This is a genomic window from Elusimicrobium sp. (genome assembly GCA_015062115.1).
GTDB lineage: Bacteria > Elusimicrobiota > Elusimicrobia > Elusimicrobiales > Elusimicrobiaceae > Avelusimicrobium.
Map to the genome: position 1 here is coordinate 54,699 of SUVG01000002.1, position 22,346 is coordinate 77,044.

Consider the following 22,346-nt stretch of genomic DNA (forward strand, 5'->3'; position numbering starts at 1 on the left):
TTTGTGCCGAGTGTCTGCCGTCCTATGGGCGGCAGGCCACGGCTGTTTCTTATGAGCTACCTGTTTGCGGCTCTGAGAAAACAGCCGTTTTTGTTTTCTTGAGCTCGATAAAAAGGGAGAAAGGAAAATGAAAGAAGGTTTTACATTAATAGAATTATTGGTCGTAGTGCTGATTATCGGTATTTTATCAGCGGTGGCTCTTCCGCAATATACAAAAGCCGTTACTAAGGCCCGTTTTACGGAAGCACTTATTTTGCTGAAGAGTGTTAAACAGGCTAAAGATGTCTGTTTTTTGGCAACGGGAGAACAGTGTTCTTACTGGGAAGAGTTGGATGTAGAAGTTCCCAATCAAGTTACAGTTCATGGTGCAGAAACAAAATATTTTTATCTGGATGCTATGGATGGTTGGAACGGTGCCAATGGCCCTGTGATTGGCTATAAAAAAGAAAAAGTATGTATTTGCTATTATGACGAAGAAGACCCAATTCTAGGAACAAAAGGAAAATTAGTCCTTTCTCAAGGAGTTGGGGGGTGTTCGACGGACGAACCTACTATGGATTATGCTAAACTATTAAATATTCCCGAGGTTTCGGAAGATAAATGTGGTTGTTGTTAGAGAGAAATAAAAGGAATATTTCCAAAACCCATTTATTTTTGTTATAATATATGGGTAATGCCGAGGTAGCTCAGTGGTAGAGCACTGGTCTGAAAAACCAGGTGTCGACAGTTCGATCCTGTCCCTCGGCATTTCGTTTTTTATATGAGAATTTTTAATCCGCCCTTCGGGGCGGTTTTTATTTGAAAAATTAAGAGAAGATCAGCCCGGCGGCAAATTCCAAAAGTTGTTTTTCGTTCGGGCCGAAACGGGAAGGAATCGGGGAGTCTGCGTCCAGTACGCCCCAGACATCTTTTCCGTTGAAAACAGGCGTTACCAATTCGCTGCAAGACGAAGGGTCGCAGGCAATGTGTCCTTCAAACTCGTGTACATCGGGCACGATTAGCGTTTCCTTTTTTTCCCATGCGGCCGCGCAAACTCCTTTGCCGGGATAAAGCACCACGCAGGCGGGTTTTCCTTGGAAGGGGCCCAAAAGAAGAGTATTGTTGTTTACGCGGTAAAAGCCTATCCAGTTTATCTGTTCCAAAGCCTCAAACAGCGCCGCCGACACATTAGCCGCGCGGGCAATCGGGTCGGTGGAAGTTTCCACAAGAGCGGAAAGTTGTTTTTCCAACAAAGCATAAGGATAGGTTTTCGTCATATTTTTATTCTACAAAATCCTTATATTTTTTATTGCACTTTGTCCTGAAAAATATATATATTTTATGTATATGGGCTTGCCGGTTTTTATCCCCCGGCCTCTAGGAGAATTATGCCAAGAATTGAAGTAGACCCCAACAAATGCAAAGCTTGCTATTTGTGCGTAAACGCCTGCCCGAAAAAATGTTTGGGCAAATCCAATACCATAAGCAAAAAAGGATATTTTCCGGCGGTTATGGAACGCCCGGAAGATTGTATCGGTTGCACCATGTGCTATATGATGTGTCCCGATATTGCCATTACGGTAATTAAAGAATAACAATTTTAAGGATTTTTACTCATGAGCGAAAAAACTTTAAGAAAAGGAAACGAAGCCCTCGCCGAAGGTGCAATCCGCGCCGGGGCCCGTTTCTTTGCCGGGTATCCTATTACCCCGCAAAATGAAGTGCCGGAATATATGTCTGCCCACATGGCCGAAGCCGGCGGTGCTTTTGTGCAAGCCGAAAGCGAAGTGGCCGCTATCAACATGGTATATGGGGCCGCGGCTACTGGTACGCGCAGTATGACATCTTCTTCCTCTCCCGGTATCAGTTTGAAGCAGGAAGGTATTACTTATTTAGCCAGTGCGGACTTGCCGTGTTTAATCGTCAATGTAATGCGCGGCGGCCCGGGTTTGGGCAGTATCGGCGGAGCGCAGGGTGATTATTTTCAAGCCACCCGCGGCGGCGGTAACGGAGATTACCGCGTCATTGTTCTTGCCCCGAACTCGGTGGAAGAATTGGGTAATTTTCCGAAACTCGGTTTTGAACTTGCCGAAAAATACCGTATGCCCTGTATGATTTTAGCCGACGGTATTTTGGGCCAAATGATGGAAAGTATGTCCTTTAATTTTGACCCTATTGACCCCAATACCTTGGGTAAATTTGATTGGGCGGTGGATATTCATAAAAACGGCCGCCCGAAAAATAAAGTTTTTTCTTATAAAGGCGACGATTTAATTGCCGATGTGACCGAACGCGCCAAACGCTACGGACTGATCGAAAAAACCGAATCTCTTTACGAAGAACGCAATACGGAAGATTGCGATGTGTTGTTGGTAGCCTACGGCCTTTCTTCACGTGCGTGCCTGGAAGCGGTCAACAAAGCCAAAGAGGAAGGCCTAAAAGTGGGGCTTTTCCGCCCGATTACCTTGTGGCCTTTCCCCTCCAAACGCTTAAGCGAACTGGCCGCAAAAACCAAAGCCATTTTAACGGTAGAACAAAGTTTAGGGCAGTTGGTGCAAGATGTTAAACTCTCTGTCAACGGGAAAACGCCCGTCTATCTAAATGCCTATCCTGCCGGCGGCCAGCCGGACGGATCTTCTATCCTTACGGCCGTGCGTTCGATTTTTGACGGTTCCAAAGAAGGTCTTTTCGATTTGCAGGAACATGCAGACGGCTTTGCCTATGAGTGCAAACGCGACTCTTCGTTAGGAATCCAGGGCGACTGGAAAGGAGGCAAATAGATTATGACGATTCTTGCCAAAAAACCTCAATGTTTAACCGATTTACCCATGCACTATTGCCCCGGATGCGGACACGGAATCGTGCACCGTTTAATGGGGGAAACTTTTGATGAACTCCATATCGCTGATCGCGTAATTGGGGTGGCCCCGGTGGGCTGTGCCGTGTTTGCAGACTCTTATTTTGCGTGCGATATGGTACAAGGGGCTCACGGGCGCGGCCCGGCGATTGCTACCGGCATCAAACGCTCCAAACCCGGTTCTATTGTGTTTTCGTACCAAGGAGACGGAGACCTGGCCTCTATCGGCATGGCCGAAATCGTACATGCCGCGGTGCGTAGCGAAAATATCACCGTTATTTTTATCAATAATGCCATTTACGGTATGACGGGTGGCCAAATGGCTCCTACCACCTTGGTCGGGCAAGTGGCTACCACTGCCCCCAAAGGGCGCGATCCGAAACTGCAAGGTTGGCCGATTAACATGTGCGAGATGCTTTCGCAAATTACCGGAGCCAAATACTTGGAACGCGTAGCGGTAGATTGCCCCCAAAATGTGATGAAGGCCAAAAAGGCTATCAAAAAAGTATTTGAAAACCAAGTAAACGGAGTGGGCTTTTCCATGGTGGAAGTTCTTTCGCAGTGTCCCACCAACTGGCACGCCAATGTGCCCCAAGCCTTGGAATTTGTGCGCACGAAAATGATGCCGCAATATCCGTTGGGCGTATTTAAGGACGAGGGGGCCAAGTAATATGTATCAAGGAATTAGAATAGCCGGTTTCGGCGGTCAGGGTGTAGTTTCCGCAGGTATTTTGCTTGCTCAAGCCGGGGTGGAGGATAAAAAGAACGCCAGTTGGCTCCCTTCCTATGGGCCGGAAATGCGCGGCGGTACGGCCAATTGCTCCGTAGTAGTAACGGACGGAGAAGTCTATACGCCGATTGTTTCCGCGCCCGATACGGTTATCGTGATGAACGAGCCGTCTTTACCTAAGTTTGAACCGCTGCTTAAAAAAGGCGGACTTATGATTATTAACAGTTCGCTTATTAACTCCCGCCCTACGCGAGATGATATCAAAGTGGTCTGCGTACCGTGCAACCAAATTGCCGAAGGGTTGGGTATGGATCGAATTGCCAATTTGGTGGCTTTGGGGGCTTTTATCAAGTTGACGGGGGCCGTTACCTTGGAAAGCGTTACAAACGCCATGAAAAAGGTTTATAAACGCGCTAAACCGGAAATGCTGGAACTAAACAAAAAAGCACTGCAAGCCGGTTTCGAGGCGGTTTAACAACAGGTTTAAGAAACCCCGGGGAAACCCGGGGTTTTTCACATAGGGCCTAGGAGTTATCTGGGGCTTTTGGCTCTTGTTAAAAAACCCTTAATTGGATAAAGTATGAGAAAGGAGACTTTATGAAAAAATTGATTTTAGGTGTACTTTGTTGTACTTTACCTTCTTTGTTGTTTGCACAAATCTCTAAACATTCCGGCAAGATAATCAAAGCGGGAAAAGCGGCCGGGACATCGTTTGCTGTTCCTAAAATTCCTGCAGATGTGGCCGTCGGTTTGCGCCCTGATTATTGGAAAACGGCTACGGTAATTATGGATAAATTAAAAAATTATCAGCCTGCTCCTATTAAAGTTTCCACTCTTCGTTATGAAGAGGGCTTGGAATTGTACCGCACATTAGATTTTAAGAAGCCGGAAGTGTTACGCGCGGAACTTTTGGCTCACGGAGAAGAGGAAAGTGCCCGTATTTTCGAACAATACCGCGACGATTTAAAAAACTTTTTAGATATTAAAAAAGAATTTGATATCTTTTTGGGATACCAGAAATTTGAACCCAAACCGATTACTTTTTCCGAGCAAACCCGTTTGGTTAAAATGTTGGAAGAAGCCCAATCTGCTTTGTCCGGATTGAGCATGGTGCTGGGAAAAAAGACTCCTGCTATTCATTATGCTACCTTGTGGGTAAGAAATGTATATGCTTCTATCAGCCCGATGGCTGCCAGTTTAATGGCTCCGGCGCAGGAATCTTTGTTGGAAAAAACTTTTCACGAGGGCAGAATTTTTAATGTAGATGAATTTTTGCTTAAAAATCCAAACGGAGCCCCTCTGCGTTCCCCCTTCGCCACTCCTAATGCCGAAGAAGTTTCCGAAGCGTTAGGGCAAGCGCAGCAACTTCCTGCCCGTACGATTGCCTTTTTGAACGATGACCCTGAAATTTTAGAGTGGGCGCGTGATTGGGGCATGAAAGGATATTTCGGCAAAGGGACTCGTGTAGCTACTTTTGATTCCATGGAAAAATTGGTAGATTGGGTAACCAGTGGCGTAAAGTATGATGTGATTTTCTTGGACTATGTGTTGGAAGACGGCTTGAGCGTGTATGTAGCAGATGAACTGCGCGCGGCCGGCAACATGGAGACGGTGGTTCTCTTAAACAGTGCTTTGGAACCCCATGAAGTTCCGGCGGAAGATTTGTTCCAGCACGGGGTAGACGGGTTTGTTACCTCCGTAGGTTTCCGTCCCGATACAGGTTGGGTGGGTATTACCAACGCTTTGCATAATTATGAAGTATACAAAGCCAAAAACGGTTGGAAACGTTAATTTTATTGAAAACTCCAAACAAAAACCTCTGCTTCGGTAGAGGTTTTTTTATGAAAGGTTTTCTCTGGGGTCTCGTCGTTCCAGACAGGCTGCCAACCAAGTAAATAAAAGCCCGGGAACGGCTGCCAAGCAACAACACAAAACCGCTATTTTAAGAGTCCAGCCGTCCGAAATACGCCCCACCAAGATGGGGGAAAAAGCATCGCCCAGGGCATGAATAATAAATATATTAACGGCAAAAGCCATAGAGTGAACCTTGGTGCGGGTAGAGGATACAATCGCCGCGGAAATCGGCCCTGTAGGCAAAAATAAACAAATAACGGCCAACCCGAAAGAGGCTATTGCTGTATAAAAATTTTGTGTTTGTATGCCTATCCAGGCCGGGGCGAGTAACCCCACAAGTGATAGCCCCATCACCCAAAAATAGGCTTTTCCTGTTTTCTTTAATAACAAGTCGGCCAATTTCCCGCCGGTAAAAGTTCCTATAGCCCCGCATACTACCACCAACGCACCGAATACGGTGCCTGCCTGTGCCACGCTCATATCCAAATAACGATGCAAATAAGTCGGCATCCAGGCAGAAAGTCCGCCGATAATAAAAGTAATCATGGCATGGGCTAAGCAAATAAACAAAAAAGGTTTGTTTTTAAGCAGGGCCAAATAATCGGTTAATTTGGGTTTTTCTTCTTTGGTTTGCAATTCGCGCCGTTCGTCTTTAAGCCCGACCCCGGCCCAAAGCCCCAAAAACACGCCCGGTATGCCTGCCAACATAAAGGCCGCCTTCCACCCCCAATGTTGACCAATAAGCCCGCCCAGCAGGTAGCCAAGCGCACTGCCGGCCGGAAGTGCCAGGCCGAATAATGCCAACGCGGTGGCGCGCTTTTCCTGCGGATATTTTTCGGCCAAAAACGGTTGGGCAATAGCGGTAAAACCGCCTTCCCCGATGCCGATAAAAGCCCGTGCAAACAATAATGAAAAGAAATTTTTGGCAGCGGCACAGAATAGAGTAGCCGCGCTCCACATAAGCGCACTGGTGGCAATCCAACGGGGGCGGGGGGTTCTGTCGGCAAAGTAACCCACAAGCGGAGCATAACACATATATACCACTATAAAAACGGAGGCCAAACTGCCGAGTTGCAAGTCGGTGAGGGCTAAGTCTGTTTGTAATAGCGGAAAGACGGAATAGAGCACTTGCCTGTCAATATAATTTAACAGGTTAAGGCCAAATAATATCCAAAATAATTTGCGAGTGCTCATAAGGTTTCTTTTATTATTCTATAAAATTAAAAATAATTGTATAATGAAGTATCTTTAGGAGGAACTATGAAAAAAGGTTTTACACTTATTGAACTTTTGATTGTAATGGTTGTATTGGGTATTTTGGTAACGATTGCCATGCCGAAATATCGTGCGTCGTTGGAGCGCGGTCGCGCCATGGAAGGAATTACCAATTTGCGCGCCGCCAGCGATGCTATGAATGCCAAATATATTATGAACGAAAATGTGTACACTCGGGATGGAGTTGTAGATTCAAACCAAAATTTTTTAATGGGAAACATTGCTAAAAGCCGAAGTTTTACTGCTCCTCGGTTGGAAAGCGGTGGGGACACAACAGCCACTATTCGCGTGATTCGGGAAGGCGGAGAATATGAATTGTGGGCTGAAAATGTAGACGGCGAATTAAAATATATTACCTGTACCGGTGATACGGAACTTTGCCAAGCCATCGGTGCGGAACTCGTCGGTACTCAATATATCTTTGATTTTAGAAAGTAATTTGTTGCTAAATAAAAGGCCCGCTTCGGCGGGCCTTTTTTATTGCTCAAAACAGTTGATTACTTGCGGTTTTGGCGCAAGGCCTCGAACAGTACAATAGCCGCCGAGGAGGAAAGATTTAAGGAGCGCACGGGGCCCGTCATCGGGATTGTGAGGAGGCTTTCTTTATAGCGTTCGTAAAATTCCTTCGGTAACCCGCAGGACTCGGCCCCAAATACCAAGTAGGCATCGGGGGGAAAGGTTGCGTTCCAAAAGGTTTTTGTTCCTTTGGTGGATAAGAAAAACATTTGGTTTTCTCGGGGCTGTTCTGCGGTTAGAAAGTCTTCCCAAGTTTCATGGCGTTTGTAATCTAAGTTGGGCCAATAATCAAGCCCGGAACGGCGAATTTCTTTGGAAGCAATCTTAAATCCCAATTTCCCTACCAAATGAAGGCGCGTGCCGGTTGCCACGCAAGAACGGCCGATATTGCCGGTATTAAAAGGAATTTCCGGGTTTACAAGTACAATGTTAAGCATAAAACCTCTAAAGCAAACAGCCGGAAACGGATATTTGCGGCTTGAACGGACATCCGTTCAAAAATACCTTCCCGGCTGTTTGCAGGTGTTAAAACTTCCTATTCTTCCCAACGGATATACAACGGAGTAAGCACGCTGGGGATATCATTGTTGGCGGGCAAGATGCGCAAAGCATAATCTTGGCGGCCGCTGTTCAAAGGAGACATGGATATTTCATAGATATACGCATCTCCGTCTTTGCCGGTGCAGTTCATATCGAAGGCTTCTTTTTTCACGATATCACCTAATGTTCCGCGTTGACCCAAGCAAAGTTCCACTTGGATATCTTCCGGGTTCAGACCGCCCAAGTTTACACGGGCTTTGAAGCCCACTTTATCACCCATCAAAATGGCGGTTTCGGGTTGAGGCGTAATATCCGTTACGCTGACGCGGTACCAATTTTCCGCAATTCTGCGGCGCCATTGGGCTACAGCCTGCGCTTTGTTGTCACCGTTTAAGATAATGCCGTAGTTGTTGGCCGGCACATAGAAGCGTTCGTAGTATTCTTTTACCATGCGGTTGGTATTGAAGAAGGGCGCAATATGGAAAATAGATTCCTTCATTAAGTTAAGCCAGGTAGCGGAAATACCGTTTTCGTCTTTGGCGTAATAGGCGGGTGCGATTTCTTGTTCAATTAAACTATACAAGGCATCAGCTTCCACGGTGTTGCGTTCTTCGTCGGATTTGTAATTTTCTTTTCCACCGATAGACCAACCGAAATCACACGGGCCCACTTCGTCCCACCAACCGTCTAACACGGAAAGGGCCAACGCACCGTTTAACGCGGCTTTCATACCGCTCGTACCGCTGGCTTCCATGGGGCGGGTGGGGTTGTTGAGCCACACATCTACGCCTTGTACCATGTAACGGGCGGTGTTCATGTTGTAGTCTTCCACAAAGACGACTTTGCCTTTGAAGCGCGGATCGTTTTGTGTAAGGCCGACGATGAGTTTAATAAATTCTTTCCCGGCGGTATCGGCGGGGTGCGCTTTCCCGGCGAAAACAAACTGTACCGGGCGAGCGGGATTGTTGACAATTTTGTCCAAGCGGTTCAAATCTTTGAAGAGCAAAGTAGCGCGTTTGTAGGTGGCAAAGCGGCGTGCAAAACCGATAGTCAATACATCGTCGCGCAAGACTTGGCTGTTTTTCTTTACCGTCATCATATCAAAGCCTTGGCGGGTCAGTTGGCGTTTCAAGCGGTTTTGTACCAACTTCACTAATTTTTCTTTGCGTACGCTATGAATTTTCCACAGTTCTTCGTTGGGAATATTTTTCAAATTATCCCACAAAGGAAGATAAGAGGGATCCAGTTCCCCGAATTTGTTATCGTTGAAAAGATATTTGCGGTACAAATCGTTGAGTTCGTGGGAAATCCAGGAAGCGCTGTGAATCCCGTTTGTAATGCTGGTAACGGGGACTTCGCTAATCGGCAATCCGGGCCACAGATTTTTCCACATTTCGCGGCTGACGGCTCCGTGCAATTTGGCTACCCCGTTGCAGAAAGCGGAGAGGCGGAGTGCTACTACGGTCATGCAGTAGGTGGCAGATTCGGGCGTTTCTTTCCCTAAGGCTAAAAATTCTTCCCAAGAAATATGCATTTCGTCGGCATATTGTTGCATGTATTTGCGCACAAGGGCCGGGTCGAAGTGCTCGTTCCCTGCGATAACAGGCGTATGCGTGGTAAACACGGAAGAGGCCCATACAATTTCGCGCGCTTCGGCGAAGGAGAGGTTTTTAGCCTTCATGATATCAATAATGCGTTGGAAAAGGAGGAACGCGCTGTGCCCTTCATTGATGTGGTAAACGGTAGGGTTAATGCCCATGGCCGTTAAGGCTTTTACACCGCCGATACCGAGGATAACTTCCTGGCGGATACGGTTTTCGCGGTCACCGCCGTAGAGTTTTTCGGTAATGGCGCGTTGCGCGGGGGTGTTTTCCTGCAAGTTGGTATCTAATAAATAAAGAGAGGTGCGGCCTACCGGTACGCGCCAAATGCAGGCTTTTACCGTTTCGTTAGCTAGCGGAATATCAATAATAATTTCTTTGCCTTCTTTATCAAGGACGCGTTCTACCGGCATGTGGGCCCAGTCGTTATCCGGGTATTCTTCGTTTTGCCAACCTTCGCGGTTTAATACTTGTTGCACATAGCCTTGTTTGTAGAAAAGCCCTACACCGATAATCGGCATACCGAGGTCGCTGGCAGATTTGATGTGATCCCCCGCCAACATACCCAAACCGCCGGAATAAATCGGCAATCCTTCCCCGATACCGTATTCCATGGAGAAATACGCCGCGAGCAAATCGCCGTTTTCGCGTTTATTTTGCTTGTACCAGGTTTGCGGGTTGTTTTTGTAGTTATAGTAGGCTTCTTTTACTTTGTTGAGGTCATTTACGAAATTTTCATCTTTGCTGAGTTGTTCAAAGCGTTCTTGCGGCACACAGCCTAAAAACCATTTGGGGTTTCTTTTCGAGGTAGTCCAGAGTTCGGCATCTACTTTTACGAAGAGCAAAATGGCCTGCCAGTTCCAAGTAAACCACATATCATTGGCTAATTCTTCTAAAAATTTAATATTCTCGGGCAAATTGGGTTGCACGTTAAACGAGTGAATTTTCATGTCGTCTCCTTCGTCATTAAAAAGATATTAAAGATTATATAAAATTAAAACTCCCGTGTAAGCATAAAAAAAAGCCGCTCCCGGTTGGAAGCGGCCCTTAAAGCGTTATTTTTTACAGAACAGCCGTAAGAATAATGAAGTAAGCAATCATCAAAGCAGCGCCTAACCCGAGGGCGGCTTTGGCCCACTCTTTACTCTTAATTCCCAATTTAGAAGCACAAATAATATTGGGGATATTTCCGGGGATTAACATTCCGCCGGAGATAATCAAACTCATAAGCAAGAATTTCAAGGTGCGCTCATCAATGGCAGGGGTTACTTCAATAGCGGCCAAGGTGGCGTTATCCAATACGGCGGACAAAGAGTTAATCCAATACAACCAACCCGCGGATAAGTGGGAAATAGTCTGCATGGCGAGCGGTTTTAACCCGTCCCCCAAGAAAACAAGCGCCATGACGAACAAATATACTTTGGCCGCACGGATAACGATACTTTTGACGGAGTGTTCATCTTCCGTATGGGCGGCTTTGGCTCCGGGGGCTTCTTTAATGGTGCTTTCGCGCAAGGAACTGGCCATGCCGGACATAAACAAAATACCGCCGAGAACATACCAACCGATTAGTTCAATGAGGAAAAAGAAGTTTTGGTCGGCATGGAAGGGTTCCCCGGAAAGTTTGGAAATGACTACCGTACCCAACGGTTCCCCGATAGAGGTAAGTACGGCGCCCATACCGATAGAGAAACAGGAAAAGGTAACCATTTTAATACGCCCTTTGCGCTCCAAGGGAAGCATTACCACTACTTCAGCCAAAATCAACGCGGCAATAATGGCCGTAATAAAACTGGAAGTGGCACCCAATAGGAAAACGATTAAAAACAGCGTAGCGCGCAGGCCGATAATTTTAATAGATTTGTGGGTCAACTTTTGCAAATACTTGTTGCAGTATTTGAACAAAATGCCCGCTACAAAAACGGCTACCGTAATTTTGATAGGGTCTTCCAAGGCGGTTAGAACAAGGTGCCCGCTCCACATTTTGGACACGGTTACGGCAAAAAGCCCGCAAGCAAACAAAAAGGCTTCCAAGTTTTCTTCCACTTTGTGTACGGTAAGCGGCAAGAAAAGCACTACCAAAATCAGTAGCGACAACAACACTGTCTGTACAACGGATAATTCCATGTTTCTTCCTCCGAAATAATGGCAAAAAGCCAACAAAAAGCGTCCCGTACGAGATTCGAACTCGTGATCTCCGCCTTGAGAGGGCGGCGTCCTGGGCCACTAGACGAACGGGACTTATACTTTTATTTTAGCAAATTTCCGTGCAGGGTGTTCTTTCCCCTACAGGGGGCTTAAAATGCTAAAATGTATATGAATATAATTTTTTACCTCATAGCAAGGAGTTTTAACCCATGGAAATAGGTATCGTAGGCCTGCCCAATGTAGGCAAATCCACCCTTTTTAACGCGCTCACTTGTGCCGGCGCGGAAGCCAGCAACTATCCCTTTTGTACCATTGAGCCGAACGTCGGTATTGTGGCTATTCCGGATAAGCGCTTGGATAAATTGTTTGAAATGTTCCAACCGCCTAAAAAAACGGCCGCTTACATTAAATTTGTGGATATCGCCGGTATCGTAAAAGGGGCCAGCCAGGGGGAAGGCCTCGGGAATAAATTTTTAGCCAATATCCGTGAGGTAGATGCCATTATCCATGTGGTGCGTTTGTTTGATGACGAAAACGTAACGCACGTGATGAACTCGGTCGATCCGTTGCGCGATATTGAAATTATCAATACCGAACTGATGCTTGCGGACTTGGAAAGTGCCACCAAAATTTGCGACCGCTTAAACTCCAACGCCAAAAGCGGTAAAAAAGAAGCCATCGCCGCACTTGAAAAAATGAAGGAAATAAAAACCGCTTTGGAAAACGGCAAACCTGTTTCTTCTTTGGGCTTGGAGCCGGAAGAATTGAAGGAATATCAATTTTTAACTTCAAAACCCGTTTTGTATGTGGGCAATAATTCCGAAACCCGCAATGCCGCCAATGCCGAAAAAGTGGCCGCTTATGCCAAAGAAAACGGCGCGGGGTTTGTGGAACTGTGCGTTAAGTTTGAGGCCGATATCGCCGAATTTTCCGAAGGAGAAAAAAAGGCTTTTTTGGCCGAAACCGGCAGCGATTACACCGGCCTTGAAAAAGTGGTGCGCGAAGGCATGAAACTCTTAAACCTCTGCACCTATTTTACCGCCGGTGCGGAAGTGGAAGTGCGCAGTTGGTTAATTCCTGTCGGGTGTACGGCTCCGCAAGCCGCAGGCAAAATTCACAGCGATTTTGAAAAAGGCTTTATCCGCGCCGATGTTTACACCTTTGACGATTTGGTGAAATACGGCGACGAAAAATCGCTCAAAGAACACGGCCTTATCCGTTCCGAAGGGAAGGAATATATTGTAAAGGACGGCGATGTTTGCCTGTTTAAGATCAATGCCTAATATCACTTGTAAACATTACGGAGTTTGCGGCGGTTGCGCGCTACTCAATCTGCCCTACGGGGAACAGGTTGCTAAAAAGCAGGCCAAACTGCAAGAAACGCTGAAAGATTTTTGGACGGCGGATATCCCCGTTACGGTTACCGATAACCCGCTTTATTTTCGCAACAAAGTGGAACTGGGCTTTTGCCACCAAGTAAAATGGCGCGAAGATTACGACAAAAAAGACCCCGCCAACAAAACGCGCCCGTTGGAATTTGAAAACGCCTTCGGTTTCAAATACAAAGGCCGCTGGGATCGCGCCGTGGATATTACCGAGTGCGTACTGTTTAACGATAAATTGATTTTATTGTTAGAGGCTATCCGCAACTGGGCGAAAGAAGAAAATTTGGACTATTACGACCAACGCAAACACACGGGTGTACTGCGCCACTTGATGGTGCGTGAAGGAAAGAACACCGGGGAAGAAATTGTAGTTTTGTTTGTAACGGACGATTTCAACGAAAAAACCTTTGTGTCTGCCGTGGAAAAAGTACTCCCCAATGCTCATATTATGGCGGCGGTTAATAATGGCCTGGCCGACACGGCCGCTCCGGAAAGTTTGCGCGTGTTGAAAGGGAAAGACCACATTTTTGAAAAAATTATTCTTACGGACGAAAAGGGAAATAAAGAACGCGAGGTAACCTTTACGCTTTCTCCCCAGTCTTTCTTTCAAACCAACACGCTGACCGCGCAAAAAATGTACTCGCGCGTGCGCAGTATCGTCAAAAAAATTGCTCCCAAACGCATTTACGATTTGTACGGCGGCGCGGGGAGTTTTTCGCTCTCTTGTGCCGATTTGTGCGAAAAATCTATTTGCGTGGAAAGTGTGGCCCCCGCTATTTATAACGGAATTGAAAACGCCAAACTGAACGGGGTATCCAATGTGCAGTTTTTCTGCTCTAAAGTTGAAGATTTTGTCAAAGAGCAACCCATTGAGCGCAAAGACGCGCTGATTATTTTGGATCCGCCCCGCGGCGGTATGCACCCCAAAGCCGCTAAAGCAGTGGCCGAATCGGGCGTGGAAAATGTGCTATATATTTCCTGCAACCCGGTTACATTGGCAAACGACCTCAAAATCATCACGCAATACTACGATATTTTAGATGTTGAGGCCTTTGATTTCTTCCCGCATAGCGAACACATAGAAACCTTCGTGCAACTGAAATTGAAATAAGGAAATTTCATGAAAAAACCTAGTTTTTGGCGGTTGCTTGGGGCGTATTTAATTGATTTTGCGATTACTTTTTTTGTCGCTTGGATGATGTGGAACCTTTTTGAGGTATGTTTTCCCCAAGCATTCTTGGGTAAAAGTGGCCTTGCTTCGCTATTTTGTGTTCTTGTGATGTGTGCTTTTATTCCCAATCTGTTGTATTTTGTGGGGAGTGAATGCATGTGGAAAAAAACACTTGGGAAGCGGGTACTAGGTGTAGAAGTGCTTGAAGGAAACCAACGGCCATCAGGAAAAAAATTATTGAAAGCATACGGAATAGATTTCTTGCTTTCCATTCCTGCGTCAATCGTGTATAGTATGATGGGGTTATTTTTACAATCTATCATTATTTTTGATCGTCGTTTTAATACACTTGATTATTGCATAATGGTAGGAATCGTGCTATCGTGTTTGAGTATGACTGTATTATATTTTGCCATTTGTGAAAGTATTTTTGGTAAAACCCTCGGTAAAAAACTAATGGGCTTGCAAGTGGTGCAACAAGAAATAAAATGACTATAGATGACGCTTTAAAAACTTTAAATCCCCAGCAATTGGAAGCGGTGGAATATAATGATGGGCCGTGTTTGATTGTGGCCGGTGCCGGAACGGGTAAAACCAAAACCCTCACCACCAAAATTGCCAAACTCATTGCGGACGGACTCAATCCTTCTCGTATTTTGGCCGTTACCTTTACCAACAAAGCCGCTCAGGAAATGCGCGAGCGTGTGGAAGCGTTGGTGCCCGGTATGGGCAACCGCGTGTGGATACATACCTTTCACTCGTTTGGGGTGCGTATTTTGCGCCAGCACGCAGGGGTGATCGGCCTGTCGCGCGATTTTGCCATTTATGATGATGCCGACCAAAAAAAGGTAGTCAGTTTGATTTTGGAGCAAATGGGCATCAAAGACCCTAAAAAAGAAATCAACCAAATTGTCAGTATCATTTCGCGTGCTAAAGATGATATGGTCTCGCCTGACACGCTGATGCAAAGCGCTACGGCCAGCGGCATGGACGGAAAGATTCGGGCCGCGGAAGTGTACCGCCGCTACGAACAAAAACTCAAAGAAGCCGGCGCGCTGGACTTTGGAGATTTGCTCGTTAAAACCGTTGTTTTACTGCGCGACCATGAGGATATCCGCTCCTACTACCAAGAATTTTTCCAATATATTTTGGTGGACGAATACCAGGATACCAACCATACCCAGTATCTCATTACCAAGTTTCTTGCGGCCAAACGTCGCAAACTGTGCGTCGTGGGCGACCCCGACCAAAGCATTTACTCGTGGCGCGGGGCGAATATCCGCAATATTTTGGAATTTGAAAAAGATTTCCAAGATACCAAAACCATTACTTTAGAGCAAAACTACCGCTCTACCAAAGTTATTTTGGAAGCCTCCAACAAACTTATTACCAAGAACAAAAAACGCAAAGAAAAAAGTTTGTTTACCGATAAAGGCTCCGGCGACCCGATTGAAGTGCGCCAGTTAACCTCGGAAGGCGACGAAGCCCGCTGGGTAAGCCAAAATATCAAAGCCTTGGTGGACGAAGACGGCGCAAGCCTCAAAGATGTGGCCGTTTTCTACCGCACCAACGCGCAGAGCCGCAGTTTTGAAGATTGTTTCCGCCGTTATCAAATTCCTTATCGTTTGGTCGGTACCGTGCGTTTCTACGACCGCAAGGAAATAAAAGATATTATGTGCTATGCGCGTATTCTTATCAATCCGGCCGATAATGTCAGCCTTTTACGCATTATCAATACCCCTACGCGCGGCCTTGGAAAGGTGGCACAGGATAGGCTTTTGGTTTATGCGGAAGAAAAACATTGTTCGTTGTATGATGCCCTTAAAAATGCCGCTTTTGTGCCGGGGCTCAGTTCTGCCGCGGTGAAAGCCGCCATTAAACTGGTACAACTGTTCGAAAATTGGCGCGGAGATATGTTGCTTACGGATCCGGCGGATATTTTCCATAAAATTCTAATTGAATCGGGGTACATGGACGCCGTAAAAGCCGAAATGGAAAAAGACCCCGAGGCCGAATCCCGCCTGCAAAACTTGGACGCGCTTATCAACGCCGTAAAAGAATACGAAGACCGTTGCCGCAAAGGGGAAAAAGAGCCTTCCGTGTCGGACTTTTTGCAAGAAATTTCGCTCCTTTCGGGAGAAGACGATTCCAACGCGGGCGAAGGCGGCGCGGTAACCCTGATGACCGTTCACTTGGCTAAGGGGCTTGAGTTTGATGATGTTTTTGTTACCGGGCTAGAGGAAAACCTGTTCCCTATCGGCCGCGATAACGAAGACGAACTGGAAGAAGAACGCCGATTGTGTTATGTAGCCATGACGCGTGCGCGTAAACGCCTGTATTTAACTTATGCTTCTTCCCGCCGCAAATTCGGGCAGGTGCAGAACAATTTGCCTTCCCGTTTCTTGTTCGAAAGCGGCCTTTTGGACGAAAACGAAATGCAGGAAACCAGCCAACCCCGCTATACAGATTATCAATCTAAATACGGGTTGTACGGCGCGGGGGCTTCGGGCGGATATCGGGGCGGAAATTACGGAAACGGGTATGTTCGCGGGCGGAATAATTTTGGCGGGAATCGCTATCAAAATTTTGAAGGATATGCCAGCAAGAGCCGTTTTCAAAAACGCTACGACCAAGACGGCTACGAAATCGAAGAGGACGATTTGGATTATACTTCCTCGTCTTATGGCGGTTCGTCGGGCATTGGTTCTTTGTATGCGCGGCCGTCTTTTAGTAAACCTTCCGGCTTTAGCGGAGGGGGGAGTTCGCCTGCCTCCTCTTCTGCCGCCCACGCGAAGCCGCCGTCTGCCCCGGCGGAAAAAAATGCCGACGGCGTGGCCGTTGGCGGTTTGGTAAAGCATGGGGTATTCGGGCAAGGGAAAATTGTGCAGATAGCCGGTTCCGGCGAAAGCACTAAAATTACCGTGGTGTTTGGTAACGGTACGCGCCGAACTTTTATGCTTAAGTTTGCCCCGCTGGAAATTCTGTAATCATTGAGATTTCCCAAATAAAACCCCCCGCTGTTAAGCGGGGGTTTTTTATGAAAGCTGCTCACAAAAACCCCGCATGTAAGTGCGGGGATGAAGTGTGAAACCCGCTACTAGAAAACTTTGTTTTCTCTTTGTTGTTAGTAGCGGGCAAAATCAAGCGAAGCTGAGATTTTGGAGTAAAAGAAACCCCGGGCGTAAGCCCGGGGAGTTTCATAGTTGATTTTCCCAAGATTTCATAAAAAAAGAGAGCCTTTCAAAAGGCTCTCTAAATGGTTTCCGGACTAGGACTCGAACCTAGAATGACGGGACCAAAACCCGTAGTGATACCATTTCACCATCCGGAAGTAAATTTATTTCATCACAGTGTTTGAAAAGCGAGTTAAAAAAAACGGTTTTGCTGTGCTGAATACTACTTTACTTCATGTGCTTCTGTGGAACTGATGTTTTTCTCTGGCCCTTGAGGATTCTTTAGCAATTCTTGCCGATAGGCTTTCAAAATGCTTTCCTCTAGGTACTCCCGAAACTCTTGATTGACTGGGTGAACCATGTCTTTATGAGTTCCGTCCGGTAATTTCCGGGAAGGCATACACAGAAAAACGCCCTTCGTTCCTTCCACTACCTTCATGTTTCTTACAACGAAAGAATCGTCAAATGTTGCGCTGGCAAATGCCTTCAGGCGATCCTCTCCCATAAGATGAATCCTTATCTCCGTGATTTTCATCAGTCAAACTCCTGTGAAATGTCGTAAAGAACACTGTTCGTTCCGTATTTTGCAAATTCTTTACTAATTTCTTTGCATCTTCCTCAGTTTCAACCAAAGCAAAAACTGTGGAACCGGAACCGGACATCAGGACTGCATCGGCATTTGTCTTTTTCAAATCGAGCAGTACATTTCTTACAGAGTTTGTAAAAGGAACAACACATTCCTCCAGCCGGTTGAACAACAGGTGTTTCCACCCGGCCAGGGGTCTGGCGCATCTTATGTCTGTTATTAGTTTATCTAATTTGGAAAGATTTGTCAACACTTCCTCTTTTCCCGGCAAGGTCAAACGGGCAAAAACCCCTTTAGTGGGTACTACCGTATTGGGGTAGGCCAATACCAAGTAGGGCAAGGTTTCCCCTGCGGGCACCGGGGTTAATTTTTCGCCGATGCCTTCCCCTTTCAAAAAGGTATCTTCATACATAAAGAGCGGTACATCTGCGCCCAGTTTAGCCGCCGCGGGCAAGAGTTCGTTTTTATCTTTCTTAAAAATTTCGCAAAGAGCCAGCAAAACGCCGGCCGCGTCCGAAGATCCGCCGCCAAGCCCGGCCCCGGTGGGGGTGTGTTTATCAAGAACCATATTGATGCGGGCCTGCAAGTTAAAATGCTCCAAAAAAGCGCGGGCCGCGCGGCAAACCAAATTGCTTTCATCTGCTTTTAGCATCTTGCCCACGGGGCCCGTCAGCGTTAGAGCCAGCGTGGTTTCTGCGGCGGGTTCGGCTTCCAGAGTTAAGGAGTCGCCGATGTTGATTTTGGCAAACAAAGTAGCCAGTTCGTGGTATCCGTTAGGCAGTTTTCCCGTTACTTCCAAAAATAAATTTACCTTTGCAGGACAAAAGCGTTCTACTTTCATAGATTATTCCTTTCCGTGTTATGCACCAGGGCACCCCAGTGGTATTCTTCGCAGGCGAGCAACTCTCCGGTTTCGGAGAATACACGCCGCCGGCCTTCCAGCAAGCCGTCCGTATAAAATTCTTCCAAGTGGACTTTCCCGTTAGGAGAGTAGGATAAGCGTTCGCCGTCCAATTTACCGTTATTGTAATTCTCGCGATACCAAATTTCTCCCGTAGGGAAGAAAATTTCCCGTTCTCCGTGCAGTTTTCCTTCTTCAAAATGTTCCCGGGTTTCCACTTCCCCGTCGGCATAAAAGGTTTTTCGTTCGCCGTGTAATTTTCCGTTTTGGTAATGTTCTTTTATCAAGAACCGTCCTTTTGGGGCTCCTTTTACGCTAACCGTTCTTTCTCCTTCCAAGCGTGCATTTTTGTATGTGCATTTGGATACCACTACCCCTTCTTTGGTGTAGGTTAAATACTCGGCCTTTCCGTTTAATAAGCCGTCTTTGTATTGTTCTTGGCTGAGGATATCCCCGTTATCGGAAAAGCGGCGCATTTCGCCGTTTAATTTATTATTTTTATAGTGTGCCTCGGTTTTGATTTGGCCGTTTTCGTCAAATTCTTTTACTTCTCCGTCCGGAATTACACCCAATACTTCCAAAGATGCCCCGTTGGAAGAAATCGTTTCCTCGGCTACTTCCTTGCCGTTGATATAAAAGGAGTTGGAACTTTTGGTGCTTTTTAACACCGTGCCGGGGTAATGTGCTTCGGGCTTGGTTTCCGATTTAGAGAGAATTTTGGTGGAGTGGCGTTCGGTAATTTGTATCAGGTGCCCGTCTTTGTATTCTTCACTGAAAGAAACCGAACCGTCGGCGAGGTTTTGCACTTCTAATTTCCCGTTTAATTTCCCGTTGATTAAGTTTTTTATTGTGGCGGAAGAAACCTGGTATTCGGTTATTTCTCCGTCGGGAATTTTGCCGGAGGTATTGATAACATTTTGTTCCTTATCCAAAAATTCTTTTGCCAAGGGAAGGGCTTTGTAATAAGTGCGTCCGGTGGGGGAAATGATACAAATTATTTTTTCTTTCATAAAATTCCTCTGTTATTGAAGTAATTTTACAATACTTTTAGGGTGAAAGTTTTTAATTCCCTGCTTTTTGGAAATCGTTTACCTGCCTGAAAAACCGATTCCATGCCGGGGTATTTTCGGTAAGACGGCGGTTAAAAAGTTTTTTGTGCCGTTCAAAAATCTCGTGTAATTTTTTGTTGGTTTTGTCGTCGGTTTTGTTTTGGCGAGCGGCAAATTCTTCGGCCGATTTACTTTCGCGCGCATTTTTGTAAGATTCTTTTTCATCGTCAACCAACACCCGCATCACTTCGCGCTTGGCTCTTGCCCCGAAAAGGGGTTCCGTTTCGTTAGCCAAATCGGCGTTGCGCATACGCCGTTGGTTGAGGAAAGCGTCCAGGCGTGCGCTGGCTTCGGGGCCGAGTGCTTTATTCTTTAAGGGGGGGCGAAGCTCTTCCAGTGTAATTTGTAAAAAAGAGGCGGAGTTTTTCGGCTCGGCCGAAGGAACGGGCTTGGCTGGGCGGGTTTCGTAAGGAATCGTAATAAGTTTTACATTTTTTTCTTTAGGAGAAAACTTTTTAAGTTGTTTTTTAACCGATTTCCACAAATTTTCCGTTTGAATTTTCGGTTGGGGAACTTGATAAACCCGTCCGGTATTTTGTGTAGCGTACTGTACACCGATATTTTGCGTGAGTTGCAGGCCGAAACGCAACGAATTCGCAAAGAAGTGAAGCGAAATGCCGAGTAATACAAAGCCCAAGATGATTTTGAATCGGCTCATGACCTTTTCCTAACGCTTCCGTTACAGCGAGTTGGAGCGCGTGTTGATATTGCGGATATTTTTGGCGTTTTGCGTCATCAATTGGTTGAGTTGTTTGTTTTGTTCGGTTAACAGTTCGCGTTGCTTAGTCAAATAATCGGTAAACGTAGCAGAAACGGAGGCTTCTTGTTTCAGTTTCCGTTCGGTGGCGGTGGTAATCATCAACGCTTTGTTTTTCACCGTTTCGCCGAAAGTGGTACCGATATCGGTTAAGGTTTTTTGATTGGCCAGTTGCACGGCGCTGAGAGCGCGTTTCATGCGGGCTAAATCGGCTTGCGGAGCAACACCTTTGATTTCATCGGACTCCATGGTTACTTCTATAATTTGCGGTAAGGGTTTTTGAGGAACGGCAGGATTCTTCCGTACAAAGGCAGCCAATTCTTTTTTCGTAATTTGTTGTGCTTTTTGATCTAAGGGGTAGCCTTGCGCCACAGAGGATCCGATGAAGAAAGCCGGATAATTGATGCGTTGCATTTTGTGTTTTCGCATCATATCGTGCAATAATTCTTCATTTTTGGGTACAGATAAGTCATATTCTGTTAAAGCAACTTTTCCACTGTATTGCTCTTTAAATTTTTGGGCCCAACCATCTTTTTTCAAGCGTTGGCAACGTCCACAGTGAGGACTGACAAACAGCATGGCCGGTAACGGGGTGGCCGGTTTCAGATTAGCAAGGTCGGGAGATTGAGCGGCTGACAGCTTGGTATTTTTCCCAAGTTGTTGAGGTTGTAGTGCGGCTAATTTATCCGAGTGGGCAAGGGCTTTCATGCTTACACCGGCAAACTGTTGCAGCCAAAATAATTTAATTTTTTGATCCTGTTCTTTGGATGTACAACCACAGCAAAGTACAGCGATAACACTTAAAAACAGAAAATATTTTTTCATCATATAAACACCCCTTTTCCCCACTATAACAAATTTAATAAGTTCCGTACAATGCGTGGGCATTACGCGTGGTAATTTCCGCCAGTTCCGCCAGCGGCATATCCAGGTAGTCTGCCACAAATTGAGCAATCAAGGGTATATTGGACGGGTCGTTGCGTTTGCCGCGTTTTCCCTGAGGGGAAAGGTACGGACAGTCCGTTTCCAAAATAATTTTGTCCGCGCCCGCTTTTTTGACGGCTTCGCGGATATATTCGTTTTTCTTATACGAAAAACAACCGTTGATACCGAGTAATAACCCCATGTCCAAAGCCTGTTTGGCTTCTTCGTACCGGGCGCAAAAACAATGTAACACCCCCGGGTGCGCGGTAGAGGTGGAAGGAGTCCACCCGTGTTTAAGCGTCTGGAAAGTGTCCGTGTAAGCGGCATAATCTTCCCCTTCTCGGCGGACATGAAGAACCACGGGCTTATTTGTGTGATTGGCCAAAGAAAGCAGTTGGCTGAAAACTTGTTGTTGTAAATCTTTCCCGGCAATATCCAGGCAGGTATAATCCAGGCCGATTTCGCCCACCGCCAAATTTTTTTTATGCGAAACAAGGGTGCTTAATTCTTGCAGGCCCGCTTCGGTAAGCAAAGGGGCGTATTCGGGGTGAACCCCCAAAACCGCATAGATTTGTTGCGGAAATTTTTCGGCTAAAGCCAAAGCCTGTTTCCACTCTTCGGGTGCGCAGCCGATTTCAATACTTTGAATCACCCCGGCTTGCGGAAGTGCTTGCGTGATTAAGGTATCCCGGTCTTGGTCAAAAGCGGGGTCGTTTAAGTGGGCGTGAGAATCAATAAATTGCATATTTATATTTTATCTTTTTTGGTGTTCCCTTGCATTAAAACGAATTTTTGATTTTAGCTTTTCTTTTCTAATCCAAAAAACAGTTTGCAGGAGTT

The 22,346-nt window shown here is 46.2% G+C and carries 22 protein-coding genes and 3 tRNA genes; 12 read left to right on the forward strand and 13 right to left on the reverse strand.

Annotated elements, in window-relative coordinates:
- The first annotated feature begins 127 nt into the window (after positions 1–127).
- Together E7027_01525 and E7027_01530 are read left to right on the forward strand one after the other, a co-directional pair.
- Entirely contained in the window at positions 128–616 is a 489-nt protein-coding gene (locus E7027_01525; GenBank protein ID MBE6420816.1) for a prepilin-type N-terminal cleavage/methylation domain-containing protein, read from the forward strand.
- 59 nt (positions 617–675) lie between these two features.
- Positions 676–747, forward strand: a tRNA-Phe gene (locus E7027_01530).
- A 59-nt stretch (positions 748–806) separates the two neighbouring features.
- Here the strand turns inward: E7027_01530 and E7027_01535 are convergent.
- The gene (locus E7027_01535) at positions 807–1,256 is read right to left on the reverse strand and encodes a GAF domain-containing protein (protein ID MBE6420817.1); all 450 of its coding nucleotides are present in this window, start codon (positions 1,254–1,256) and stop codon (positions 807–809) included.
- A 111-nt stretch (positions 1,257–1,367) separates the two neighbouring features.
- Here E7027_01535 and E7027_01540 point away from each other — a divergent pair, with 111 nt between their 5' ends.
- The 5 genes from E7027_01540 (at position 1,368) to E7027_01560 (ending at position 5,357) form a co-directional block, all read left to right on the forward strand.
- The gene (locus tag E7027_01540) at positions 1,368–1,574 is read left to right on the forward strand and encodes a 4Fe-4S dicluster domain-containing protein (GenBank protein MBE6420818.1); all 207 of its coding nucleotides are present in this window, start codon (positions 1,368–1,370) and stop codon (positions 1,572–1,574) included.
- Between the two features lie 21 nt (positions 1,575–1,595).
- On the forward strand, positions 1,596–2,759 hold the full coding sequence (vorB, locus tag E7027_01545) for a 3-methyl-2-oxobutanoate dehydrogenase subunit VorB (GenBank protein MBE6420819.1): 1,164 nt from the start codon (positions 1,596–1,598) through the stop codon (positions 2,757–2,759).
- 3 nt (positions 2,760–2,762) lie between these two features.
- A complete protein-coding gene (locus tag E7027_01550) occupies positions 2,763–3,506 on the forward strand; it encodes a 2-oxoglutarate oxidoreductase (protein MBE6420820.1) in 744 nt (247 codons plus the stop codon).
- A 1-nt stretch (position 3,507) separates the two neighbouring features.
- On the forward strand, positions 3,508–4,041 hold the full coding sequence (locus E7027_01555) for a 2-oxoacid:ferredoxin oxidoreductase subunit gamma (GenBank protein MBE6420821.1): 534 nt from the start codon (positions 3,508–3,510) through the stop codon (positions 4,039–4,041).
- Between the two features lie 122 nt (positions 4,042–4,163).
- Positions 4,164–5,357, forward strand: coding sequence for a hypothetical protein (locus tag E7027_01560; protein ID MBE6420822.1), 1,194 nt, complete (start codon positions 4,164–4,166; stop codon positions 5,355–5,357).
- A gap of 48 nt (positions 5,358–5,405) precedes the next feature.
- On the opposite strand, the gene E7027_01565 is transcribed toward E7027_01560, so the two are convergent.
- On the reverse strand, positions 5,406–6,614 hold the full coding sequence (locus tag E7027_01565) for an MFS transporter (protein MBE6420823.1): 1,209 nt from the start codon (positions 6,612–6,614) through the stop codon (positions 5,406–5,408).
- Positions 6,615–6,680: 66 nt separating this feature from the next.
- Between E7027_01565 and E7027_01570 the strand changes: the two genes are divergently transcribed.
- Positions 6,681–7,133: a prepilin-type N-terminal cleavage/methylation domain-containing protein gene (locus tag E7027_01570; GenBank protein ID MBE6420824.1), complete on the forward strand. Its 453-nt coding sequence runs from the start codon at positions 6,681–6,683 to the stop codon at positions 7,131–7,133.
- Positions 7,134–7,192: 59 nt separating this feature from the next.
- Here E7027_01570 and E7027_01575 read toward each other — a convergent pair whose 3' ends face one another.
- The 4 genes from E7027_01575 to E7027_01590 all read right to left on the reverse strand — a co-directional run bounded on the left by E7027_01575 (position 7,193) and on the right by E7027_01590 (position 11,593).
- The gene (locus tag E7027_01575; protein MBE6420825.1) at positions 7,193–7,648 is read right to left on the reverse strand and encodes a tRNA (cytidine(34)-2'-O)-methyltransferase; all 456 of its coding nucleotides are present in this window, start codon (positions 7,646–7,648) and stop codon (positions 7,193–7,195) included.
- Between the two features lie 98 nt (positions 7,649–7,746).
- A complete protein-coding gene (locus tag E7027_01580; GenBank protein ID MBE6420826.1) occupies positions 7,747–10,302 on the reverse strand; it encodes a glycosyltransferase family 1 protein in 2,556 nt (851 codons plus the stop codon).
- A 112-nt stretch (positions 10,303–10,414) separates the two neighbouring features.
- Positions 10,415–11,479, reverse strand: a complete 1,065-nt coding sequence (locus tag E7027_01585; GenBank protein MBE6420827.1) for a DUF1646 domain-containing protein — start codon at positions 11,477–11,479, stop codon at positions 10,415–10,417.
- Positions 11,480–11,519: 40 nt separating this feature from the next.
- Positions 11,520–11,593, reverse strand: a tRNA-Glu gene (locus E7027_01590).
- A gap of 116 nt (positions 11,594–11,709) precedes the next feature.
- Between E7027_01590 and ychF the strand changes: the two genes are divergently transcribed.
- From ychF to E7027_01610, 4 genes are read left to right on the forward strand one after another with little or no spacing between them, the layout of a single operon-like run.
- Positions 11,710–12,783: a redox-regulated ATPase YchF gene (gene ychF / locus E7027_01595; GenBank protein MBE6420828.1), complete on the forward strand. Its 1,074-nt coding sequence runs from the start codon at positions 11,710–11,712 to the stop codon at positions 12,781–12,783.
- The gene (gene rlmD / locus E7027_01600; protein MBE6420829.1) at positions 12,755–13,996 is read left to right on the forward strand and encodes a 23S rRNA (uracil(1939)-C(5))-methyltransferase RlmD; all 1,242 of its coding nucleotides are present in this window, start codon (positions 12,755–12,757) and stop codon (positions 13,994–13,996) included. Before ychF ends, rlmD begins: the two co-directional genes overlap by 29 nt.
- A gap of 9 nt (positions 13,997–14,005) precedes the next feature.
- Positions 14,006–14,548, forward strand: coding sequence for an RDD family protein (locus E7027_01605; protein MBE6420830.1), 543 nt, complete (start codon positions 14,006–14,008; stop codon positions 14,546–14,548).
- Entirely contained in the window at positions 14,545–17,043 is a 2,499-nt protein-coding gene (locus tag E7027_01610; GenBank protein MBE6420831.1) for an ATP-dependent DNA helicase PcrA, read from the forward strand. The genes E7027_01605 and E7027_01610 overlap by 4 nt, the downstream gene beginning before the upstream one ends.
- A gap of 270 nt (positions 17,044–17,313) precedes the next feature.
- Here the strand turns inward: E7027_01610 and E7027_01615 are convergent.
- The 7 genes from E7027_01615 to E7027_01645 form a co-directional block, all read right to left on the reverse strand.
- A tRNA-Gln gene (locus tag E7027_01615) sits at positions 17,314–17,387 on the reverse strand.
- Positions 17,388–17,452: 65 nt separating this feature from the next.
- Positions 17,453–17,764, reverse strand: coding sequence for a septation protein SpoVG (locus E7027_01620; GenBank protein ID MBE6420832.1), 312 nt, complete (start codon positions 17,762–17,764; stop codon positions 17,453–17,455).
- Entirely contained in the window at positions 17,691–18,656 is a 966-nt protein-coding gene (gene ispE, locus E7027_01625; GenBank protein MBE6420833.1) for a 4-(cytidine 5'-diphospho)-2-C-methyl-D-erythritol kinase, read from the reverse strand. Before ispE ends, E7027_01620 begins: the two co-directional genes overlap by 74 nt.
- Complete coding sequence (locus E7027_01630) at positions 18,653–19,726, reverse strand: toxin-antitoxin system YwqK family antitoxin (GenBank protein ID MBE6420834.1); 1,074 nt, start codon at positions 19,724–19,726, stop codon at positions 18,653–18,655. Before E7027_01630 ends, ispE begins: the two co-directional genes overlap by 4 nt.
- A gap of 52 nt (positions 19,727–19,778) precedes the next feature.
- On the reverse strand, positions 19,779–20,483 hold the full coding sequence (locus tag E7027_01635; GenBank protein ID MBE6420835.1) for a hypothetical protein: 705 nt from the start codon (positions 20,481–20,483) through the stop codon (positions 19,779–19,781).
- Between the two features lie 21 nt (positions 20,484–20,504).
- Complete coding sequence (locus E7027_01640; protein MBE6420836.1) at positions 20,505–21,410, reverse strand: hypothetical protein; 906 nt, start codon at positions 21,408–21,410, stop codon at positions 20,505–20,507.
- 31 nt (positions 21,411–21,441) lie between these two features.
- On the reverse strand, positions 21,442–22,251 hold the full coding sequence (locus tag E7027_01645; GenBank protein ID MBE6420837.1) for a TatD family deoxyribonuclease: 810 nt from the start codon (positions 22,249–22,251) through the stop codon (positions 21,442–21,444).
- Between the last annotated feature and the right edge of the window lie 95 nt (positions 22,252–22,346).